The 22471-nt window shown below is 71.3% G+C and carries 20 protein-coding genes; 8 read left to right on the top strand and 12 right to left on the bottom strand.

All coding sequences use genetic code 11. The features are described 5' to 3' along the window. Positions 1-180: 180 nt before the first annotated feature. Positions 181-903: a hypothetical protein gene (locus LY13_RS00935; protein ID WP_253826187.1), complete on the top strand. Its 723-nt coding sequence runs from the start codon at positions 181-183 to the stop codon at positions 901-903. A gap of 9 nt (positions 904-912) precedes the next feature. Then, entirely contained in the window at positions 913-1635 is a 723-nt protein-coding gene (locus tag LY13_RS00930; RefSeq protein ID WP_253826186.1) for a hypothetical protein, read from the top strand. A gap of 99 nt (positions 1636-1734) precedes the next feature. On the opposite strand, the gene LY13_RS00925 is transcribed toward LY13_RS00930, so the two are convergent. The 5 genes from LY13_RS00925 to LY13_RS00905 all read right to left on the bottom strand — a co-directional run bounded on the left by LY13_RS00925 (position 1735) and on the right by LY13_RS00905 (position 6341). After that, positions 1735-3102 (bottom strand): SPFH domain-containing protein, encoded by a 1368-nt coding sequence (locus LY13_RS00925; protein ID WP_253826376.1) that lies wholly within the window; start codon positions 3100-3102, stop codon positions 1735-1737. Positions 3103-3366: 264 nt separating this feature from the next. Beyond that, positions 3367-3798 (bottom strand): NfeD family protein, encoded by a 432-nt coding sequence (locus LY13_RS00920; RefSeq protein WP_253826185.1) that lies wholly within the window; start codon positions 3796-3798, stop codon positions 3367-3369. A gap of 153 nt (positions 3799-3951) precedes the next feature. After that, the gene (locus tag LY13_RS00915) at positions 3952-4764 is read right to left on the bottom strand and encodes a DUF3097 domain-containing protein (protein WP_253826184.1); all 813 of its coding nucleotides are present in this window, start codon (positions 4762-4764) and stop codon (positions 3952-3954) included. A gap of 167 nt (positions 4765-4931) precedes the next feature. After that, positions 4932-5756 (bottom strand): SCO1664 family protein, encoded by an 825-nt coding sequence (locus LY13_RS00910; RefSeq protein ID WP_253826183.1) that lies wholly within the window; start codon positions 5754-5756, stop codon positions 4932-4934. A gap of 6 nt (positions 5757-5762) precedes the next feature. Next, positions 5763-6341 (bottom strand): DUF3090 domain-containing protein, encoded by a 579-nt coding sequence (locus tag LY13_RS00905; RefSeq protein WP_253826182.1) that lies wholly within the window; start codon positions 6339-6341, stop codon positions 5763-5765. 106 nt (positions 6342-6447) lie between these two features. Here LY13_RS00905 and LY13_RS00900 point away from each other — a divergent pair, with 106 nt between their 5' ends. From LY13_RS00900 to LY13_RS00890, 3 genes are read left to right on the top strand one after another with little or no spacing between them, the layout of a single operon-like run. Next, a complete protein-coding gene (locus tag LY13_RS00900; protein ID WP_253826181.1) occupies positions 6448-8415 on the top strand; it encodes a S9 family peptidase in 1968 nt (655 codons plus the stop codon). After that, the gene (locus LY13_RS00895; RefSeq protein ID WP_253826180.1) at positions 8412-9305 is read left to right on the top strand and encodes a S66 peptidase family protein; all 894 of its coding nucleotides are present in this window, start codon (positions 8412-8414) and stop codon (positions 9303-9305) included. Before LY13_RS00900 ends, LY13_RS00895 begins: the two co-directional genes overlap by 4 nt. 24 nt (positions 9306-9329) lie before the next feature. Further along, positions 9330-9746 (top strand): TIGR03668 family PPOX class F420-dependent oxidoreductase, encoded by a 417-nt coding sequence (locus LY13_RS00890; RefSeq protein WP_253826179.1) that lies wholly within the window; start codon positions 9330-9332, stop codon positions 9744-9746. Here the strand turns inward: LY13_RS00890 and mptB are convergent. From mptB to LY13_RS00860, 6 genes are all read right to left on the bottom strand, one after another. Next, positions 9715-11322 (bottom strand): polyprenol phosphomannose-dependent alpha 1,6 mannosyltransferase MptB, encoded by a 1608-nt coding sequence (gene mptB / locus LY13_RS00885; protein WP_253826178.1) that lies wholly within the window; start codon positions 11320-11322, stop codon positions 9715-9717. The genes LY13_RS00890 and mptB overlap by 32 nt on opposite strands. 109 nt (positions 11323-11431) lie before the next feature. Then, a complete protein-coding gene (locus LY13_RS00880; protein WP_253826177.1) occupies positions 11432-13069 on the bottom strand; it encodes a dipeptide ABC transporter ATP-binding protein in 1638 nt (545 codons plus the stop codon). After that, positions 13066-13947 (bottom strand): ABC transporter permease, encoded by an 882-nt coding sequence (locus LY13_RS00875; RefSeq protein ID WP_253826176.1) that lies wholly within the window; start codon positions 13945-13947, stop codon positions 13066-13068. Before LY13_RS00875 ends, LY13_RS00880 begins: the two co-directional genes overlap by 4 nt. Then, positions 13944-14963: an ABC transporter permease gene (locus LY13_RS00870; RefSeq protein WP_253826175.1), complete on the bottom strand. Its 1020-nt coding sequence runs from the start codon at positions 14961-14963 to the stop codon at positions 13944-13946. Before LY13_RS00870 ends, LY13_RS00875 begins: the two co-directional genes overlap by 4 nt. 10 nt (positions 14964-14973) lie before the next feature. Continuing rightward, positions 14974-16791 (bottom strand): ABC transporter substrate-binding protein, encoded by a 1818-nt coding sequence (locus LY13_RS00865; RefSeq protein ID WP_253826174.1) that lies wholly within the window; start codon positions 16789-16791, stop codon positions 14974-14976. 300 nt (positions 16792-17091) lie between these two features. Then, complete coding sequence (locus LY13_RS00860; RefSeq protein ID WP_253826173.1) at positions 17092-17574, bottom strand: hypothetical protein; 483 nt, start codon at positions 17572-17574, stop codon at positions 17092-17094. Here LY13_RS00860 and LY13_RS00855 point away from each other — a divergent pair. Continuing rightward, positions 17573-18448: a M55 family metallopeptidase gene (locus LY13_RS00855; RefSeq protein WP_253826172.1), complete on the top strand. Its 876-nt coding sequence runs from the start codon at positions 17573-17575 to the stop codon at positions 18446-18448. The genes LY13_RS00860 and LY13_RS00855 overlap by 2 nt on opposite strands. A gap of 105 nt (positions 18449-18553) precedes the next feature. Here the strand turns inward: LY13_RS00855 and LY13_RS00850 are convergent, their stop codons facing one another. Further along, positions 18554-19048, bottom strand: coding sequence for a DUF6069 family protein (locus LY13_RS00850; protein ID WP_253826171.1), 495 nt, complete (start codon positions 19046-19048; stop codon positions 18554-18556). Positions 19049-19269: 221 nt separating this feature from the next. On the opposite strand from LY13_RS00850, the gene LY13_RS00845 reads away from it, so the two are divergent. Continuing rightward, complete coding sequence (locus LY13_RS00845) at positions 19270-21387, top strand: FUSC family protein (protein ID WP_253826170.1); 2118 nt, start codon at positions 19270-19272, stop codon at positions 21385-21387. 46 nt (positions 21388-21433) lie between these two features. Further along, complete coding sequence (locus LY13_RS00840) at positions 21434-22423, top strand: malate dehydrogenase (protein WP_253826169.1); 990 nt, start codon at positions 21434-21436, stop codon at positions 22421-22423. Positions 22424-22471: the final 48 nt, after the last annotated feature.

The following is a 22471-nucleotide window of genomic DNA, read 5'->3' as shown; positions in this document are numbered from 1 at the left end:
GTGACGGAAGCCGGAGCGTGCGGTCGAGCACCCATCCGCCCCGCCGCGGCCGCGGCGGGGCGGATGGGTGCTCGACCGCGCCACGCAGTTCTGGGTCCGCCGGACCGGCAGGCTCGTGGACCTGCGACAGCATCCCTGGCTGGACGGCCCGTGGCACGAACCGGACGTCCTCGGGCCTGCGTGGATCCACCGGGAGGCCCGCGCCGCGGCGCCGTCGTCACGGAAACCCCGGACAACGGGCTGCTGCCGTCGCTGCAGACACTCGCGGGCGACCGATTCGACCCCGCCGCGGTGGATCCCCGCATCGACGACTTCTACGCACACACCGCCGCGTGGCGGCTGGAACTGTGGTCGCAGTGGACCGCGTGGGCCTGGCCGTTCGGATGGGCGCTCTCGACCCTGTTCAGCCGAAGACTGCGCCAGCTGAGCCTGCCCCTGCGCGGCCTGGACACCTCCCGTGGGGTGGACAGCCGCGTGCTGGTGGTCGACAGCCCGGCGGGCGAGCGCCACGGCGCGGCGTGGCTGCGCGAGCTGCGTGCAACCGGTGAGGCCGTCTTCAGCGGCTGGTACGGCACGGTCACGCTGCCCGGCAGCGACCAGCCCCGTGTTCGCGTCGTGTTCCCGTTGCCCAACGGCAGTCTGACGGTGCTGCTCCGGCCGGCCGCCTCCACCACGGGCGGCCTGCGGCTCGTCTCGCCCCTCGGCGGGTTCGGTGACGACGGCGCGTACCTCGTCGTCCGTGCCGACGACGAGGTACGCGCCTGGGTCCGCCGGATTCCCCTCCACGAACGGTTCGAGGTGTTCGTCGACGACGAAGGTGTACTGCGCACCGACCACGCCCTGCACCTGTGGCGGATCCCCGTGCTCGCCCTGCACTACCGCATGGCCCGGCGCCGACCGTAGGCTCGCTGGATGATGCGACCCGGTGAGCAGGCCGGTGGTCCGGTCCACACCTTCCATCTGGCCGAGCTCGCTCCGACCTCGACCGCCCGCCGCCTCGTCCGGGCACCGTCCGGCCGCACCACGCCCGGTCTGCGGCACGCGGAGTGCCTGGCGATGATACGGCTGGGTGCACCCACCGTCTCGCCCGAGCGCCTGCAGCTCGGCAGGATCGCGATGTTCGCGGAATGGGAGGGCGAGGCCGCGCTGGACCGCTTCCTCAGCCACGACCGGCTGGGGCGGCGCCTCGCCGCTGGTTGGCACGTGCGGCTGCGGTTCCTGCGGCGCTACGGGCAGATCGCGGCGTTGCCCGACCTGCCGCCACGTGCGGGCACGGCCGAATCCGACGAACCGGTCGTCGCCGTGACAGTCGCGCGACTCAGCCTTCCCGAACTGCCCCGGTTCCTGCGGTGGGGAAAGAGCGTGGAGCGTCTCGTCGCGGGTCATCCGGGCGCGACCTTCGCGACGGCCGCGATCCGTCCACCACGGACGTTCGCCACGTTCTCCGTGTGGCGGAGCGTCCGCGAGATGACCGACATGGTGCACGGTCGCAGCGACGTGCCCGAGGGACGGGCGCACTCGGTGGCGATGGCCGAGCAGCATCGCAGGGATTTCCACCACGAATCCACGTTCATGCGCTTCCGGCCGCTGTCGGAACACGGAACCTGGCAGGGAGGACCGCTCCTGCCCCGCTGACGCGTATCCGCGACCGGGGCCGTCGCGGGTCCGGAACGCGACGAAGGCCGGTTCCCACGGGTGACGTGGAAACCGGCCTTCGTCGTGTCTCGCCTGTGCCTACTGCTGACGCGGCGGCGGTCCGCCGAACGGCGGACCCTGCTGCGGCGGGTACTGCCCGCCCTGCGGCGGCTGCGGCGGCGGGGTCGGACCGCCCTGCGGGGGCTGCTGCCCCTGGTTACCGCCGTACGGCCCCGCGGGCGGCTGCTGCTGCGGAGCCTGCTGCTGCGGCGGTGCCGGCGGAGATGTCGGCTGCGCGGGCGGCACCGGAGGAAGTTCCGGCGCTTCGTCCTTGTCCTCCTCCGGCGAGGCCTCCGGCTGTGCCGGCGACGGAGCACCGCCGCCGAGTGCCTGCAGCGCCGCGGGCGGCGGCGTCGGTGTCTGCGGCGTGCCGTGCAGCGGGCCGACCTCCTGGCGCGCGACCTTCTCGGCCTCCCGCACGGCTTCGGCCACGCTCGGGTCCGACTTGGTGTCGAACCAGGACGCGACCTCCTCGTCCTCCAGCGGCGGCATCTCCGTGTCGTCATCCTTGGGAGGCTCGTACCGGAACACGCCGTCCTCGCCGGGAGCGCCGAGTTTGCGGGCGAACCCTTCGAGGGCCTGGCCGTACTCGCTCGGAATCATCCAGACCTTGTTCGCGTCGCCCTGCGCCATCTGCGGCAGCGTCTGCAGGTACTGGTACGCCAGCACCTCCGGGGTCGGCTTACCGGCCTTGATGGCCGCGAAGACCTTCTCGATGGCCTTGGCCTGGCCCTGTGCCTGCAGGTACCGGGCGGCACGTTCACCCTGGGCCCGCAGGATCCGCGACTGCCGCTCGGCCTCCGCGGACAGGATCGAGGCCTGCTTGGAACCCTCGGCGGCGAGGATCTGGCTCTGCTTCTGGCCCTCGGCCGTCTTGATGGCCGATTCGCGTTCACCCTCGGCGGTCAGCACCATGGCGCGCTTCTCGCGGTCGGCGCGCATCTGCTTCTCCATCGAGTCCTGAATCGACGGCGGCGGGTCGATGGCCTTCAGCTCGACCCGCGCGACGCGGATGCCCCAGCGTCCGGTCGCCTCGTCGAGGACGCCGCGCAGCTGCTGGTTGATCTGGTCACGCGAGGTCAGCGCGTCCTCGAGGCTCATGCCGCCGACGAGGTTGCGCAGCGTCGTCGTGGTCAGCTGCTCGACACCGACGATGTAGTTGGAGATCTCGTACACCGCGGCGCGGGAGTCGGTGACCTGGAAGTACACGACCGTGTCGATCGACACCGTCAGGTTGTCCTGCGTGATCACCGGCTGCGGCGGGAACGAGACGACCTGTTCCCGCAGGTCGACCTTCGCGCGCACCTTGTCCAGGAACGGCACGAGGAAGTTCAGGCCGGGACCGGCCACCATCCGGAACCGTCCGAGCCGCTCGATCACGGCCGATTGCGACTGCGGCACCACCATCAGCGCCTTCGCGACCACGACGATCACGAGTAGCGCGATGACGGCGACAACAATCAGTCCTGTTGTCTCCACCTGGTTCTCTCCCCTTCACTGTGCGACCGGGCCGTGCGCGGCCCCGTGTTCTCGCGTGGACTCCCGGTCAGGGCTTGTTCGATCCTCTGTGGATTTCGCGGATGCCGCCCGTGGTGTGGACCGCGGAAGGACGGCGACGGTTCCCTCGACGGCCGGTCCGGGGTGATCACCGGTGCCGGTTCGCGGCCGCTGTCAGATCGCGGCGGACACGACGGCGGTCGCCCCTTGGATCTCGACGACGGTCACGTGCGTTCCGGCCTCGATCACGTCGCCCTCGGTCAGGGTGCGCGCGGACCAGGGTTCCCCTGCCAGCTTCACCTGACCGCCGTGCGAGTCCACGTCGGACATCGCGACGGCCTGACTTCCCACCAGCGCTTCGGCGTTGGTCTTGATGCCGGGACCGGCCAGGAAACGGCGTTTCAGGGCGGGCCGGACGAGGCCCAGCATGCCGGTCGAGACGATCGCGAACACCGCCACGTCGATGTAGATGTTGCCGGTGATCGCTTCGGCACCGGCCGCGGCGAGCGCTCCGGTGCCGAGCATCAGCAGCACGAAATCGCCCGACAGCACTTCGGCCACGATCAGGCCGATCCCGATGATGAGCCAGATGAGTGCCGCTGTCATGCGCACATGCTCCCAGATCCGTCTCGGCGAGATGAACCGGATCACAGTACGTGACCGAGGTGTGACCTCACTCGGGTTCGCCGGCGGCCACCCACCTCACCCGTTCGGCCCACCGAGGCGCGTTCCGGTGTCGTGTGCCCGCCCCGCTCCGCGTCAGTCGACGGGCTCGGTGACGAAGTCGATGAGCCGTTCGACCGCGCCGATGAGGGGCGTTTCGACGTCGCGGAAGCTGCCGACCGCGGCGAGCACCCGCTGCCAGCCCTCGTAGGTCTCGCCCCAACCGAGCGCGTCGCAGACGCCGCGTTTCCACTCGACGCCCTTCGGGATCCGCGGCCACGCGTCGATCCCGAGCACGTCGGGTTTCACGGCCTCCCAGATGTCGACGTACGGATGGCCCGTGATCATCACGTTCGGGTCGGTGATGCCCTCGACGATCCGCGACTCCTTGCTGCCGGGAACCAGGTGGTCGACGAGCACACCGAGCCTCCGTCCCGGGCCGGTGCCGAACTCGGCGATCGCGTCGGAGAGCACGTCGACGCCGTCGAGCGGTTCGACGACCACCCCTTCGACGCGCAGGTCGTGGCCCCAGATGCGTTCGACGAGCTCGGCGTCGTGCTTGCCTTCGACCCAGATGCGCGAGTCCCGCGCCACGCGGGCACGCAGCCCGTCGACGTGCACCGACCCGGACGCCGACTGCGCGGGCTGCGGCGTGGCGGGCTGCGGCGCGCGTGCGGGCACGAGCGTCACGGGCTTGCCCTCGAGCAGGAACGCCGCCGGGCCCAGCGGGAACACCCGGTGCTTGCCGTTGCGGTCCTCGAGGACCGCGTTGCCGTGTTCGAGCCGGACGAGTGCACCGCAGAATCCGCTGACCGGGTCTTCCACGACCAGTCCCGGTTCGGCGGGCACTTCGGGAATCTTGCGCTTGCGGGCGCCGGACACGATGTCGCCGTAGGAATGGGAACGCACGAAGCGGAAACCTAGCGGCCCCGGGCCGGTGATGCGGGGAGCGCCACGCCCCGCATCGCACGACACGGGGTGCCATCGGACACGACCGGCCCCGCCGACGTCCGCCGTCGCACGCGGAGGGCGCGGTCTCCCGGCGGATGAGGAGGTCTGCGCAGCAGTGGCCGGTGTCAGAACAGCGGCCAGGGAATCGCGCGCCACTCGCCGTTGGGCACCGGGAAGGTACCGGCCGCGACCAGCCTGTCGACCCGCACGGCCAGCGCGGCGACCTCGTCGCGCGTCAGGTGCTGCGACAGCGTGGCGCCGAGTTCGCGGTCCAGTGCCCAGCGGAGTTTGCGCAGCTTGTCGAGCACGTCGTCGCCCAGCGGTTCGCCCGCCCAGCCCCACAGCACCGTGCGCAGTTTCGGGTCGGCGTGCAGGCAGATGCCGTGGTCGATGCCGTAGCTCCGGTCGCCGGGTCCCGGCAGGATGTGCCCGCCCTTGCGGTCGGTGTTGTTGACGACGACGTCGAGGATCGCCAGTTCCCGCAGCTCCTCGTCGTCGGCGTGCGCGACCACGAGCGGCTGTCCCTCCTGGTCCTCGGCACGCAGGACGACACGCCAGTTCTCGGGCAGCTCCTCGGGTGCGACGACGTCGACCAGTTCGCGTTCGGTCACGTCGATCCAGAGCTGCACCATGCCGTCGCCGAACGGCCCGTCGCGCAGCACGGTCGGCGGGACCCTGCCGATCTCGGCCGCCTCGGCGATCAGCGCGGTGGCGACCTCGCGGCCTGCCAACGTGCCGTCGGGGAAGTCCCAGAGCGGCCGCTCGCCGGTCACGGGCTTGTACACGACGTCGGCGGAGGTCCCGTCGAGCTCCACGGTGCCGAACAGCGTCAGGTTGGACGCGTCGACGACCCGACCCTGGACGTCGAGCCGGCCGCGGGTGATCAGCTCGGCGACGGCCGGGTCCGCCGGATCGACGGACCTGCCGGGCTCGCTGTGCGCCTCTGCCACCGCGGCTCAGCTCTCGTCGGTGAGTTCCGAGTCGCGCCGGTAGCCGTTCTGCCGGGGGCAGATGTGGCCTTCGGGGTCGAGCGGCTCACCGCACAGCGGACACGGTTTGCGTCCCGCGCTGACGACGCGGTCGGCGCGGGCGGCGAAGGCCCGGGCGGCGGGCGGGGTCAGGAACACCCGCACGGCGTCGGGCCCTTCCTCGGTGTCGTCGAGGACGACGGTCTCGTCCACCTCGCCCTCGGTCACGGCGAGCAGCTCGACGACCACGGCCTGGCTCTCGGCGTCCCAGCCCAGGCCCATGGTGCCGACGCGGAACTCCTCCTCGACGGGCACGCTCAGCGGCTCGTTGTCGACCAGCTCGTCCGGGGCCTCGTCGGGCACCTCGGCGTCGAATCTGCTGGCGATCTCCTCGAGCAGCGAGCTCAGACGTTCGGCGAGCACGGACACCTGCTGCTTCTCGATGGTCACGCTGATGGTGCGCGTGTCCTCGGCGGCCTGCAGGTAGAAGGTGCGATCGCCGGGTTCCCCGACGGTTCCCGCGACGAACCGGTCGGGCTGGCGGAAGACGTGGATGACACGAGCCATGGCACCTCCGACCCTAAGCCAACTTCCGTGTGGGGTCGCGTCCGGGTGCGACTCGTCGCATGATCTTCACTCCACCGGCGCCGCGTGCTGCCCTAAGGTGGCGCGCATGCCTGCGATCGCTCCGTTCGGTACCTGGCCCTCCCCGATCTCCGCGTCCGATGTCGCCGCGGCGGGTGTGACCCCGCAGTGGCTGGACGTGGTCCACGACGAGCACGCGCCCGGCGTGTGGTGGGCCGAGGCGCGACCCGCCGAAGGCGGGCGGGTCGCTCTCGTGCGGGCCGCCGGGGACGGTCGCGTCGAGGACGTGCTGCCGTCGCCGTGGAACGTCCGGAACCGGCTCCACGAGTACGGCGGACGGCCGTGGACGGTCGTCGACGGCACACTCGTGTTCACCCACTGGGACGACCAGCGGATCCACGCCCTGCGGTTGTCGGGCGGTGCGGACGGCGCCCCCGGCTCGGTGCGGCCCCTGGCCCCGGAGCCCACCGTGCCCCACGGCGTCCGGTACGGGGATCTGCGCCCCGGACCCGGCGGCGCCGTGTGGGCGGTACGCGAGACCGTCACCGGTCCCCGCCGCACCGACATCGCGCGTGACCTGGTCGCCGTGGACCCCGGCGGCGAGGTGCGGTCCCTGGCCGCCACCCACCACTTCCTCACCGGCCCGCACCTCTCGCCGGACGGTGCCCACGCCGCGTGGCTGGGCTGGGACCACCCGTCGATGCCGTGGGACGAGACGGCCGTGTGCGTGGCCGACGTCGACGCCGACGGCGTGCTGGGACCACCCCGCGTCGTGGCGGGCGGCGGTGGGGTGTCGGTGTGCCAGCTCGCCTGGGACACCGACGGGAGCCTGCTGGGGCTGGCGGACCCGTCGGGATGGTGGAACGTGCACCGGTTGCCGCTCGAGGCAGGCGATGCGGGCACGACTCCCCTCGCCTCGGTCGAGGCGGAACTGGGCGGGCCCGCGTGGAAGACCGGTGCCCGGTGGCTGGCGCCGCTCGGCGGTGGGCGGTATGCGGTGTTGGCCGCGGGCAGGCTGGCCGTCCTCGACGCCGAGGCGGGCACGCTGACGCCGCTCGCCGCGGAGCTGACGGCCTGGTCGCCGACGCTCGCCGTCGACGGCGACGACGTCGTGGGCATCGCGGCGGGACCCCGCACGGAGAACGCGGTCGTCCGCGTCCGATCCGGCGACGGGGCGGTCACCCCTCTCACCCCGCAACCCGACCTCCCTCCCGCCGAGTACCTGTCGGTGCCGCAGGAGCGCACGTTCCGCACCGCCGACGGCCAGGAGGTGCCCGCCTACGTCTACCCGCCGCAGCACCCGGACCACGTCGGCCCGGACGACGAGCGACCGCCGTACCTGGTGCACGCCCACGGCGGCCCCACCGGCCGTAACCACGCGACGCTGGACCTGGACTTCGCCTACTTCACCAGCCGGGGCATCGGCGTCGTGGCCGTCGACTACGGCGGGTCCGTGGGCTACGGCCGCGCGTACCGGGAACGGCTGCGTGAGCACTGGGGCGTGGTCGACGTCGACGACTGCGCCGCGGTGGCCCGCATCCTCGCCGAGGAGGGCACGGCCGACCCCGAGCGGATCGCGATCCGGGGCGGCAGCGCGGGCGGCTTCACGGCCGCGGCGGCGATGACCTCGACCGACACCTTCCGAGCCGCGACGATCAAGTTCCCGATCCTCGACCTGGCGCAGTGGACGGGCGACGGCGGCGAGGTGCACGACTTCGAGTCGCAGTACGTCTATGGGCTCGTGGGGCCGCTGCCGGAGACGGCCGAACGGTTCCGGGCACGCTCCCCCATGCACAACCTCGACGGCCTCACCGGTCCGGTGTTGCTGCTGCAGGGCCTCGACGACGAGATCTGCCCGCCCGACCAGGCCGAACGGTTCGCCGAGGCGCTGGAGGGCAGCGGCATCCCGCACGCCTACCTGCCGTTCGAGGGCGAGCAGCACGGCTTCCGCAAGGCCGCGACGATCGTCGCCGCGCTCGAGGCGGAACTGGCCTTCTACGGGCAGGTGTTCGGCTTCGACACGCCGGGCGTGCCCGCGCTGGAGCTGCGCCGGTGAGCCCGCGGGCCGTGCGGCCGGGCGACGCCGTGGCGCTGGTGGCCCCGTCCGGCCCCGTCTCGGGTGACCTGGTGGACCAGGCGGTCGGCGCGCTCACCGCGTGGGGACTGCGGGTCGAGGTGTTCGACAGTGTCCGCGCCCGGCATCCGCGGTATCCGTACCTGGCCGGGACCGACGAGCAGCGTGCGGCCGACTTCACCCGTGCGTGGACGAGGGAGGACATCGCCGCGGTCGTGGCGGCGCGCGGCGGCTACGGCGCCCAGCGCATGATCGACCTGGTGGACTGGGACGCCGTCCGGGCCGCGGGGCCGAAGCCGTTCGCCGGGTCGAGCGACATCACGGCCCTGCACGCCGCACTCGCCCGTCGCCTGGGCGCCCCGACGGTGTTCGCCACGATGCCGGCCTCGACCCACTTCGACGCCGTCGCGGCCGAGAGCCTGCGGGAGGCGCTGTTCCACCCGGACGCCACGCGCACGATCCGCGGGCCCGCCGCGCGCACGCTGGTCGGCGGCACGGCCACCGGCCGCACGGTGGGCGGCAACCTCAGCCTGCTGGCCGCGAGTGCGGGCACCCCGGAACAGCAGCACGCCGCCGGTGCGGTCGCCCTGCTCGAGGACGTCGGCGAGGATCTCTACCGGATCGACCGGATGTTGACGCAGTTGGTGCGGTCCGGCTGGTTCGACGACGTCGCGGGCATCGCTCTCGGCTCGTGGAGCGACTGCGGCGATCAGGCAGAGCTCGAGGCACTCCTGATGGAACGTCTCGGTCCGCTCGACGTGCCGATGGTGTGGGAGCTGGGGTTCGGCCACCACACGGGCGCCCTGACCCTTCCGCTCGGGGCGCAGGCGAGGCTGGACGCCGACTCCGCCCGCCTCGTGATCAATCCCTGAGCCGCGTCGCCCTACGCTCGGGGTATGAAGCTCGACCCTGCCGAAGCCCGTTCCCGGTTCGCAGACGCACGGGTGGCGACGCTCGCCACGGCCGACGCCGACGGCGTGCCTCACCTCGTGCCGGTGACGTTCGCAGTGGAGGGCGACACGGTGGTGTTCGCGATCGACGACAAGCCCAAGTCGACCTCGAACCTGCGGCGGCTGCGCAACATCGCGGCCAACCCGCGGGTGTCGCTGCTGGTCGACCACTACGAGGACGACTGGCGCAGACTGTGGTGGGCGCGCGCCGACGGCACGGCCACCGTGCACGATGACGGGACCGACCGGATGCCTGCGATTCGCGCGCTCACGGCGCGCTACCCGCAGTACGAGGAGATGCCGCCGCGCGGACCGGTCGTGATGATCGCCGTCAGCGGGTGGAGCGGCTGGTCGGCGAGCTGAGCGGCAGTTCGGGGTTGCGCACGTCGCGTCGCCGCCAGGCGGCCACCAGCCCGAGCGGGTCGGGCTTGAGCAGCGACGCGGCGGCGTACAGGCTCGCCGCGACGACACCGACGACGAACCACCAGTGGTACAGGCTCTGCTCGCCCGTCGGGTAGTAGACGAGCACCAGGAAGACGCTGATCCCGACGACGGCGGCCAGGTGGGTGCGCTTCCACCGGAACAGCGCCAGGACGAGGAAACCCCAGGTGAGGTACCAGGGCAGCGTCGGCGGCGCGAAGATCGCCACCGTCAGCAGCGCGACGCCCATCCGGAAGACCGTCGTGTTGGCGTCGCCGTTCCGGGCGAGCCACCACTGCCGCACCGCGATGGCGGCGAGGGCCAGCCAGCCGAGGCCGCGCGCGACGTCGATGAACGGGCCGGGCGGCACGTCGACGATCGTCTTGACGAGGGTGTGCACCGCTTCGCCGACACCGCTCGGGAAGTTGAGCCAGTTGACGATGATCTGCGGCGCGGACAACCCCGCGAACCAGCCGAGGTTGAACGAGCCGAGAGATGCCCAGGTCCCGGCGACGAACACCGCGCCGAAGATGCCCAGCGAGGGCGTGACGGCGGTGACGAAGCGGCGGAACAGGCTGTGCTCGCGGGGCAGGTGGTTCGCCCAGATCCACACCAGGAACGGCAGTGCGATCGCGGCCGTCGGCTTGATCAGCATGCCGACCGTGACCAGCCCGATGGCGAGTGCGTGCTTCCGTTCCAACGCCAGCAGCACACCGACGGCGAGGAAGCCGAGCATCAGCAGGTCGTTGTGCGGGCCGCCGACGAGGTGGATGACCATCATCGGGCTGGCGACGGCGAGCCACATCGTCACGGCGAGATTGCCGCCGAGCCTGCGGACCAGCTTCGGCAGCGCCCACAGCACCGCCGCCAGGCCCACCAACAGGACCAGCCGCGTGGCGATCACGCCGGCGATCATGTTCTCGCCGGTGGCCCCGACGATGTGCTGCGAGATCCACAGGAACAGCGGGCCGTACGGGGCGGGCGTCGTCTGCCACAGCGGGTGCACGTTCTCGACGACCGTGGGCAGCGTGTCGAGCGCGGCGGGGCCGTAGGCGTACGGGTCGAGCCCGTGCAGCAGCTGTGCGCCCTGCCCGAGGTACGAGTAGACGTCCCGCGTGAACAGCGGTGGCGCGACGAGCAGCGGCGCCATCCAGGACAGAGCGGCGATCACGACCGGGCGCGCACCGATCAGGCCTGCGAGCACGTATCGGCCGAGGCGGACCCAGGCCCACACCACGAGGCCGAACCCGGCGTACAGCAGCCCGGTCATGAGGACCTTGCCGTGCCCGTACCGGATCCACGACAGCGGCCCCTGGCTGAGCACCGGATCGTGCACGAGCACCCCGGCCGCACCGAACGACGCGATGAGCACGAGCACGCTGCCGACCACGCCCATCAGCGTGGTGCGCAGCGGGAACCTTCCCGTGCCGCGCTCCGCGTCGGCCGGGATGAACGTGTCCGCGAGGCCCTGACCGGTCCGGGTTCCGGCGCCGGGCACGGGGTCTGTGGTGGTCGCCATACTGGGTTTTGAGGTTACACACCACCGTCGGCCGCCCTGATATCACCCGACGTATCCGGAGTCACTAGGCGTATCGGCGGATTTAGCTCGTGCGGGTCCGCGAACCTGCTCAGCACTCGTGCCGGGCGTCGTCCCGGCCTGCCGACGGCAGCGCCGCGAGCAGGGCTCCGGTGTAGTCGTGCCGCGGTTCGAGCAGCACCTGCTCCACCGCCCCGACCTCGACGAGTTCACCGCGGTACATCACGGCCACCCGGTCGGCGACGTTCCACGCGAGGCCGAGGTCGTGGGTGATCACCAGCCCGGCGAGGCCGAGCTGTCTGCGCAGCCGCAGCAGCAGGCCGAGGATCTCGCCGCGTACCGAGGCGTCCAGCGATGCGACCGGCTCGTCGGCCACCAACACGTTCGGGTCGAGCGCCAGTGCGCCCGCGATGACGACACGCTGACGTTGGCCGCCGGAGAGTTCGTGCGGCAACCGTGTCAGGTACTGCTCGGCGGGTCGGAGTTCGGCAGCCTCGAGCGCGCGTACGACGCGGTCGCGCTCGTCGCCGCCGAGCCGGTGGATGCGGGGCCCTTCCGCCACCGATTCGTACACCGTGTGCCGCGGGTTGAGGGCGCTGCTCGGGTCCTGCAGCACGAGCTGGACACGCCGCCGGTAGTCCCGTAGGCCGGAGGTGGACACCGGGACCGGTCCGCCGTCGTAGTACACGGCGCCCGACGTCGGCCGCTGCAGTCCCAGCAGGGTCCGGGCGAGGGTGGTCTTGCCCGAGCCGGACTGGCCGACGAGCGCGACGATCTCGTCGCGCCGCACGTCGAGGTCGACCCCGTTCACCGCCGCGACGGTGGCTCCGGTGCGGTCACGGAAGTGCACCCGCAGGTCACGCGCCGACAGCAGGACGGGTTGCTGCGGATCCCTCTCCCCTTCCTCCGGCAGTGGTTCGGCCGTGGCCGGTGCGTACCGCGACCCCGGGTCTCCGACCTCGGGGAAGGCGGCGGCCAGCGCCGCGGTGTGTTCGTGCCGGGGCGCGGTGATGACCTCCTTCGCGTCGCCGCTCTCGACGATCCGCCCCTGGTACATCACCGCGATGCGGCTGCAGGTGGAGGCGAGCACCGACAGGTCGTGGGTGATGAACACCAGGCCGATGCCCCGCTGCTCGACGAGCGTGCCCAGCAGGTCGAGCACCTGGGCCTGCACGATGACGTCCAGAGCGGTGGTCGGCTCGTCGGCAATGACCAGCCGCGGGTCGCAGGCCAGCGCCATGGCGATCATGACCCGCTGCTTCTGCCCGCCGGACAGCTCGTGCGGGTAGGCGCGTGCCTTCGCCGCGGGCAGGTCGACCTGCCCGAGCAGTTCGCGGACCCGGGCGTCGATCTCGGATTCGCCGGCGTCGGTGTGCAGCCGGATCGGTTCGGCGATCTGCTTCCCGACGCGCCGCACCGGGTTGAGGGCGTGCATCGCGCCCTGGAACACGACCGACGCCTCGGACCAGCGCGCGGCGCGGAGCGTGCCCCAGCGCATCGCCCCGACGTCCTGGCCGTCGAGCAGCACGGTGCCGGTGACCGTCGCCGACTTCGGCAACAGTCGCAGGACGCTCGCCGCGACGGTGGACTTGCCGGAACCGGATTCGCCCGCGACACCGAGCGTCTCGCCCGGTTGAAGGGTCAGGTCGACGCCGCGCACCGCCTCGAGGTCGCCGTCGGCGGTCCGGTAGGTGACACCGAGGTCCTGCAGTTCGAGTAGCGGTGTCACCGTTCCCCCTTCAGGCGCGGGTTCAGCACGGTCTCCAGGCCGCGCCCGACGAGCGTGAACGACAGCACGACGAGGACGATCGCGATACCGGGCGGCAGCAGGTACCACCAGGCGCCCGCGGTCACCGCGCCCGACTGGTTCGCGCGGTCCAGCATCGAACCCCACGAGATCTCGGGTCCGGACATGCCGAGGAACGCCAGGGTCGACTCGGCGATGATCGAACCACCGACGACGAGCGTGGTGTTCGCGAACACCAGCGGCAGCACCGACGGCAGCACGTGTTTGCCGATGACGTGCGCGTGTCCACCGCCGAGAGCCTTCGACCGTTCGATGTACGGCCTGCTCTCGACCGACAACGTCTGCGCGCGCACGAGCCTGGCGGTGGTCGGCCACGACGTGACGCCGATGGCCATGATCACCGTCCACATCGACGTGGGCAGCACGGCCATCAGGACCGCCGCCAGCACCAGCGCGGGCAGCACCAGGAAGAAGTCGGTGATGCGCATCAGTACCGCCGAGATCCACCCGCCGAAGTGGGCCGAGACCACGCCGACGAGCGTGCCCACGACCACCGACAGCAGGGTCGCGGCGAACCCGACCAGCAGAGACACCCGCGCGCCCCAGAGCGTCAGGAGCATCACCGAGCGGCCGGACTCGTCGGTGCCCAGCCAGTACTCGCCGCTCGGCGGTTCGAGCGACCCGCCCGTGGCGGTGACGACCTCGAGGCCGCGCTGGTCGATCAGCAGCGGAGCGAGCAGCGAGAACAGCACGAGCAGCGCGATGAACGCCGTCCCGAACAGCGCGCCGCGGTTGGCGCGGAACTGCCGCCACACGTCGACCGCGGCCGCGCGTCTGCGCTGCCATACCGGCGCGCTCACGAGGCACGCACCCGTGGGTCGACGACGCGGTACAGCAGATCGGCGAGCAGGTTCATCACGATCACCGAACCGGCCAGGATCACGAACACTCCTTGCAGCACGGGCAGGTCGGGCCCGCGCAGCGACTCGTAGGTGAGCAGGCCGAGGCCCGGCCACGAGAACACCGCCTCGACGGTCACCGTGCCGGACACGACCATGCCGAACTGCAGGAAGATCAGCGTCATCGTCGGCAGCAGCGCGTTGGGCACGGCGTGCCGCCTGCGCACGAGGTCGTCCCGCAGTCCCTTGGCGCGGGCCGTCCGCAGGTAGTCCGCGCCCATCTCCTCGAGCAGGGACGATCGCATGACCAGCATGTACTGGGCGTAGATCACCAGCAGCAAGGTCAGGCACGGCAGCGTCAGATGCCACGCCACGTCGAGCGCCTGCGCCGCGAAGCCGTCCGGCGGGTCGACCGAGGTCATGCCCCGGCTGGGGAACACTCCCTGCGTGGCGATGAGCAACAGCAGACCCAACCAGAACTGGGGCATCGACCACAACGCGAGCGCGATGCCGGTCTGGGTGCGGTCGAACGTTCCGCCGCGGCGCCAGGCCGCGCGCACTCCGAGCCACAGCCCCAGCAGCACGGCCAGCACCGTCGCGGTGCCGACCAGCAGCACCGTGGGCCAGACCCGTTCGGCGATCATGTCGCCCACCGGGCGCCGGTACATGTAGGACGTGCCGAAGTCGCCCTGCAGCAGGCCGGCCACGTAGTCGAGGAACTGCTGCCAGACGGGCCGGTCCAGGCCCAGCCGCTCCCGCAGGTGGGCGAGCTGTTCGGGGTCGGTCGGGCGCTCCCGCGTCATCGTGACGAGCGGATCGCCGGGGATCATCCGGAACAGGAAGAACCCCAGCGCCACGACGAACACGAGGCTGACCAGCGCGCCACCGACCTTGCCCGCGACGTACCGTGTCGCGGAGGTGCCGTCGCGCCGCTCGTCGGGGTCGGTGGCGTGCTGCTCGGTCGGGCTGGTGGTCACCGGGCGCTACCTACTCCCGGTCTTCCGCAGAACCCTTGCGGCGCGCCAGCATCGTGCCGCCACCTGCGACGACGATCAGTGCGACGGCGCCGATGGCCACCCACGCGCCGGTCGGCATGCCGCCACCCGCGCCGCCCTCGACCGGTTCGGCGCCGGCGAAGCCCCAGTAGCCGGTCTGCTCCATGATGACGCCCTCCCCCTTCGGCTGGCGGGGGAAGCCGTCCCATCGGTCCGAGCGGTAGGCCTCGAGCGCCTGCTCGTAGCCGATGACCACACTGGGCGCGGCCCTGTAGTACAGCTCCTGCGCCTGCTTGACGAGTTTCGCCCGCTCGTCGGTGTCCATCTCGGCGAGCTGCTGCCGGTACAGCTTGTCGTAGGCCGGGTCGCAGAAGAACGCGCTGCTGGTGCTGTTGCCCTCGGAGGTGGGCAGGGCGTCGCACGTCTGCTTGGCGAGGATGTAGTCCGGGTCGGGGTTCGTCCCCCAGCCCGACAGCGCCAGGTCGTAGTTCGCCGCGGTGGTCTGCTCGTCCACCTGGTTGTCGGAGGCCAGGTTCTTCGTCACGCGGATGCCGACGTCGCCGAGCCAGCCTGCGACGAAGTCGGCGGCGCGGACGTCGAAGTCCTCGCTCGACCGGCCGGTCAGCCGCAGTTCGAGCGGGTCGCCGTTCTCGTCGCGGCGGACGCCGTCCGGCCCCTTCTCGTACCCCGCCTCGTCGAGCAGCCGGTTCGCGCGGGCGGGGTCGTGGGTGTACTTGTCCTCTTCGGACGGCTCGTAGTGGAACGTGTCGTAGATGGGCGGGACGAGACCACCCGGAAGCTGTCCGTACCCGCCGAGCACGCGGTCGACGAGCGTCTTGGGGTCGATGGCGTAGGCGATGGCGCGGCGGACCTGCTCGTCGCGCAACGCCGGATGACCGTTGCCGATGCGCTTGCCGTCCTGGGTTTTCGCGCCGGGGTTGATCATCAGTTCGCTGAACCGGCGTCCGTTGGCGGAGTTCGTGGTGATGCCGTCGGAGCCCTTCAGCGTCTCGAACTGTGCGGGCGTGAGCCGGTTGACGAAGTCGACCTCTCCGCTCTGGAGTGCCGAGACGGCGGCGTCGGCGTTCTCGAACCGGATGAACTGGAGTTCGTCGACCGCGACGTCGCCGCGCCAGAAGTGTTCGTTCGCCTCGAGCTTGACGAACCGGTTCGGCTGGTGGTCGGTGATGACGAACGGCCCGCTGCCCACGCCGACGTAGTCGAGCGTGTCGGTCTTCGGGTCGGAGAAGTCCTCGACGTCGGACCAGATGTGCTCGGGAACGATCGGGATGTCGAGGGCCGTCATGCTGGCCTGCGGTTCGGAGGTCCGGACCTTGACGGTGTCCTCGTCGGGCGCGGTGACCTTCTCGAAGTTCTCGACATAGCTGCCGTTGGCCTCCGCGGCGACCGGATCGTTCATGATCTTCTCGAACGTGAACTTCACGTCCTCCGAGGTGACGTCCTCACCGTCCGACCACGTCACGTCGGGGTTGATCGTGTAGGTCCACGTCAGGCCGTCCTCGGACGACTCCCACTCGGACGCCACGCCCTCCGTCGGCGTGGCGTCGTCGGCCGAAGGCGGAGTCATGAACTCCCACGTCATCCGGCCGATCATCGCGCTGGAGGAGAAGCTCGCGGTGAACGGATTGAGGTGGTCGATCTCCTGTACCAGCGCGACGCGCAGCACAGAGCTGTCGCCGTCGTCGGACTCCTGCGCGGCGGCCGTGGGCGCCAACGGCCCCGCGACCAGTAGCGGCGTCAGGAGAGCGGCGAGTACGGCTCTGCCGCGCCGGGGTCGAACGATTCGCACGGTTGCACCTCGATGTCGTGGGGCCCGGTCCGGTCGGGGCTGGATGTCTCGGGGCTGGATGTCCTGGGGCTGGCGTTCTGGGGGTCGGCGTCGGGGATGTTCTCGAGTGAGCAGATGACCCGAAGCGGAAAAAGTAACCACCCCCGCGAACGTGCTGTCAACGATTTCCACACGGGTTGCCCACCGAAAACAGACGGAAGTAGGAACGCCCGCCGTGCCGATCGGGAGGTCGGACGGGGTGGCAGGACGGCGACGCGGAACTGTGGAAGGGTGCGGCGCCGTAGCAAGGGCGCCGAGCGCCTAGTGCGGCGCGAGACCGCGCCGGATCAGCGCGTCCTCCAGTTCGAGGCGGGCGATGTCGCGATCGAGCCCGGCCGCATCGTGGAGACGGTCGCACGGAATGTCCGCGATCGTGCAGGCCTCGATCAGCAAGGCGTCGTAGCGGGCGCAGGCTTCGTCCCGGTGGAACCCGGACGCGTCACCGGGCAGGTTCTCCAGGGTGCGGTGCGCGCGGCGCAGCTCGGCGGCCACCACTTCGACGGCGCGGTGGCGCGGCACGGGCCCTCCGGCCGCCCGACGGCGCAGTGCGGCGCGGTGTACGACGCGGCGTGCGACACCCGGTGTCAGCACGATGAGCAGAACCGCGATCGTCGGCACCACGAAGATCGCGGCGTGCACCAGCGCACCCGCGGCCATATCCCATCGTACGACGAATCCGGTCGAATCCGACACCGTCGGCGGCATGATCCTTTCGCACGTCTCGTCGTCGTAGCCTGGGCCCATGACACAGCCTGCGCCCGACAGCGAAGCCGGCCGCCCCGACTCGGGGCCGAGAATCCTGATCTCCGCCGACATGGAAGGCGTCACCGGCGTCACCTGGACCGACGACGTCGTACCCGGAACCGAACAGTGGCAGCGGTTCCGCAGGCTCTTCACCGGTGATGTGAACGCGGCCGTCGCCGGGCTGTGCTCAGGCGCGGCCGCGGGCGTCCTCGTCAACGAGGCGCACCTGTCCCAGCGCAACCTCCTGCTGGAAGACCTCGACACCCGCGCGCGGCTGTTGACCGGCAGGCACAAGCCGCTGTCCATGATGGAGGGAATCGACTCCGGAGTGGACGGAGCGGTGCTGCTCGGTTACCACGCGGGCTCCGGGTGCGAGGGCGTGCTGTCGCACACGTACCTGCCCGCACACATCACGGGCGTGTGGCTCGACGACGCACCCGCGAGCGAGGGCAGACTCAACGCCACGCTGGCGGCCGAGTACGGCGTGCCGGTCCTGGTCGTCACCGGCGACGACCGGGCGTGCGCCGACGCGGCCGAGTACGCCCCCGACGCCGAGCACGTCGTGGTCAAGGAATGCGTCAGCCGGTACGCGGCGGTGTGCGATCCGCCGTCGGTCACCGCCGCGAGGATCGCCGACGCCGCCGAACGATCGATGGGCCGCGCGGGCAGCGGCGCCCCGGCCGTCGGCGCGCACCGGATCGAGATCGAGTTCGACGCCGGCCACCTCGCGCAGGCCGCCGCGGTCGTGCCGACCGTGGCGGAGACCGGGCTGCGGCGGGTCGCGTTCGAGGCGGCGACGATGACCGAGGCGATGAAGGCGTTCAAGGTCGTCACCTCGATCGCCGACAGCGCGGTGCAGGGCACGTACGGCTGACGGGCCGCCGAGCCACTCCGGGGGTCGGGCCACACGCCTGCCGGAGTCGACGCCCACTTGCGACGCCCGCTCCCGGGGACCGGTTCCGGTCTCTCGGGGCGGGCGTCAGTCGTCGAGGGCTTTGGTCGCCATGCCGGTGACGAGCGAACCGATGGCGATGCCCATCACGACGTACACCAGCGCACTGGCGACCTGCACCTCGATCTCCACGGCGATCGTGAACGGCCACACGGCGAACACGACCGTCACCAGGCCGACGATCCAGCCGAGGAACGCCATCGGCCGCGGCGCGACCAGCAACAGCAGGTGGGCCAGCGCGGTCGCCAGCACCGAGCCGACGACACCGAATCCCGCCAGCCACACCGCTCCGATGTAGTCGACCGCCCCCTCGGCGTTCGCCGGGGCGATCACGGGAATGTCGAAGACGCCCGTGACGACCAGGGTCGCGACCACTCCGACCAGCGCGGCGACGAGCGCGGTCGCCGCGCCGCCCGCCCACAGCGTGCCGGCGTTCACGTGCGGTCTCGCCGACGCGGCGTGGCGGTGGTCGCCGTACCCGCCGTGGGACTCGTACCCGTCGGATCCGTAGTAGCTGCTCACCATGCCTGACGGTAAGGCTCGCCCGACGTTCCCGCGACTCGGCGGCGTACTCCATCAGGGGACGTTCGCCCGGGGCCATGGCGGCGTCCCCGGGCGGTGATCGACCCGCGGACTACGGTGGGGGACGTGGCCCACACCCGTTCCCGCCGGACGCGACGCAGCGACGCGCGCCGGGGAGGCGGACGACCCGCCGCGGGATCCGAACGCTCGGGGTCGCACCGATGATCGGCCGTGCCCTGGAAACCGCCGTCGATCGGCTCCGCGCCTCGGACCCCGGGTGGAGCCGGAGCCGCCGCGCACTGTCGGCGGTGCTCGGCATCGGCATCGCGGTGTCCGTCCTCGCCGTGCTCGGACCGCCGTTGCCCGTCGTGCTCATCGGTGCGGTCGGCGCACTGATGGCCGCGTTCACGATCAGCGATCCCGAGCCCGCCGGGCAGGCGGTGTCCCTCGGACTCGTGTTCGTCGTCGGTTCGCTCGCGGTGACGTCCGCGAGCCTCGGGCAGGCCGTGCCGCCGCTCGACGGTGTCGTCTTCGTGCTCCTGATCTTCGTCGCGGTCTACGCACAGCGGTTCGGCCCCCGCGGTATCGCGCTCGGGTCGGCACCGTTCTTCCTGTTCTTCTTCGCGATGTTCCTGCAGACCCGCGTCGAGCAGGTGCCGATGTTGCTGGTGGCGCTCGCCGTCGGACTGGGAGCGAACGCCATCGTGCGGTTCGTGCTGCTGCCGCGCAGGGCAGGCCGCGAGCTGCTGGCCGTGCGCCGGTCGTTCCGCACCCGGTTGAGCGCCAGCGTGTCGGCCGCCGCGAACCACCTCGCCGCGGGCGGCACGCAGCGCACCGACAAACAGCTCCGCCGCGCGGGTGACCGGCTGCACGAGGCCGTCCTGCTGATCGAGGACACCATCGGCGACGTTTTCGACGATCCGCAGGCAGCCGCGTTGCTGCGGCGGCGGGCGCTCGAGGTCGAGCTGGCGGCGCAGTGGCTCGCGATGACCACCCGCAGGGCGTGCGCGGACCAGCTCGACGAGCCGGTCCGTGACGACCTGGTCGCGCGGCTGCACCGGTTCCGCTCCCTCATCGAACGTGATCCGCGTGAACTCCCGGTCATCAGCGACACCGCCGAGTTCAGCGAGCTGCTCGTCAGCGGCAGCAGGCTCGGCGACCGTGCCGAACCGGGCGACGACGTGCGCCGCGCCATCGCCGAACTCGCGCTCGCCGACCTGAACGCCCAGCGCATCGCCGAGCGCGACTTCTCGGCCGAGCCGGAACCGCCGGAGGACGAGGAGTCCGAACGCACGCCGGTGCTGGCCTACGACAACCGCACTCGCAGCGCGATCCAGGCGGTACTCGGCGGCGGCCTGGCCGTCGTCGGTGGCGACCTGGTGTCGCACCAGCGGTGGTACTGGGCGGTGCTGACCGTGTTCGTCGTCTTCCTCGGCGCGTCGAGCGCGGGCGCGACGCTGGTCAAGAGCGCCCGCCGCGTCGTCGGCACGGTCGTCGGCATCTTCGCCGGTGCGCTGTGCGCCCTCGTCGTGGCCGAGAACGTGCCCGCGACGATCGCGCTGATCCTCCTGTGCGTGTTCGGCATGGTGTTCTTCGCCAGGGCCTCGCAGATCGCGATGACGTTCTTCATCACGACCATGCTCGGCCTGCTCTACAGCCTGCTCGGGACGTTCAGCATCGAGGTGCTCGGCGTCCGACTCGCGGAGACGGCCGTCGGCGCGGCCGCCGGTGTGCTGGCGGCGGTGGTGATCCTGCCGGTCCGGACCAGGGCCGTCATGCTCGACGACGTCGGTACCGCGCTGGAGGACCTGCGGGAGTACGTGGCCCGGACCCGCGACCTGCTGGCCGGTGTGGACAACGTGAACGTTATCGAGCTCTCGCGCACGCTCGACCGCGACGTCGAACAGGTTCGCAGCGTCGTGGAACCGCTCACGCACCCGATCAGCCTGCGTGCGGCGCGCCGCGACTACGGCTGGTACGTCGTGGACACCCTCGACGCCGTCGCGTTCCGGGCACGACACATCGCCGCCCGCGCCCGGCCGGGACTGCTCGCGCTGGACGGCAGGCTGGACGCCGTCACGACGAGGCTCATCGGCAACATCGACACGTTGCTCACCGCGGTCCGCTCCCCCGGCTCGGCGGGCCACGTCGTACCACCACCCGGCGACGACGGGGTCCGGCCGGACGACGAACCGGCGACGCGGGTCCTGCTCGCGAGCTTCGCGAAACTCGACGAGGCCGCCGGCGCACTCGGCAAAGCGTTCGGCGTCACACCCGGGCCCGGCTCAATCGGTACAGGTGAGGCGACGCACCCACCGAGAGCCGAAACCGGCGGATAGCATCCCGAGTACAAGCACTGAATGAACCCATCAGCAGGAGAACGTTATGACCCAGGCCCCTGTCAACGTCACCGTCACCGGCGCGGCCGGCCAGATCGGTTACGCGCTGCTCTTCCGCATCGCGTCCGGTCAGCTCCTCGGCCAGGACACGCCGGTCAAGCTGCGGCTGCTGGAGATTCCGCAGGCGGTGAAGGCGGCCGAGGGCACCGCGCTGGAACTCGAGGACTGCGCGTTCCCGCTGCTGTCCGGCATCGACATCTTCGACGACGCGAAGAAGGCCTTCGACGGCGTGAACGTCGGCCTGCTCGTCGGTGCCCGTCCCCGCACCAAGGGCATGGAGCGCGGTGATCTGCTCGAGGCCAACGGCGGCATCTTCAAGCCGCAGGGTGAGGCCATCAACGCAGGCGCGGCCGACGACGTGAAGGTCCTCGTGGTGGGCAACCCGGCCAACACCAACGCGCTGATCGCCCAGGCGCACGCTCCGGACGTGCCGAAGGAGCGGTTCACCGCGATGACGCGGCTCGACCACAACCGTGCCGCGGCGCAGCTGGCCGCGAAGCTCGGCGTGGGCGTCGCCGACATCAAGAAGCTGACGATCTGGGGCAACCACTCGGCCACGCAGTACCCGGACATCTTCCACGCCGAGGTCGGCGGCAAGAACGCCGCCGAGGCCGTGGGCGACCAGAAGTGGCTCGAGGACGAGTTCATCCCGCGCGTGGCCAAGCGCGGCGCGGAGATCATCGAGGCGCGCGGCGCCTCCTCCGCGGCGTCGGCGGCCAACGCCGCCATCGACCACGTCTACGACTGGGTCAACGGCACCGCCGAGGGCGACTGGGTCTCGATGGGCATCCCGTCCGACGGCTCCTACGGCGTGCCGGAGGGCATCATCTCGTCGTTCCCGGTCACCACGAAGAACGGCAAGTACGAGATCGTCCAGGGCCTGGAGATCGACGAGTTCTCCCGCGGCAAGATCGACGCCTCGGTCCAGGAGCTCACCGAGGAGCGCGACACGGTCAAGCAGCTCGGCCTGATCTGAGGCCGTTTCCCGCAGCCGAGGGGCCGTCGGAACCGTCGACGCGACGGG

This window comes from Prauserella aidingensis, assembly GCF_024171865.1.
Taxonomy (GTDB): domain Bacteria; phylum Actinomycetota; class Actinomycetes; order Mycobacteriales; family Pseudonocardiaceae; genus Prauserella; species Prauserella aidingensis.
The sequence above is the reverse complement of the archived record's forward strand: the minus strand, read 5'-3'. Positions and strand labels throughout refer to the sequence as shown.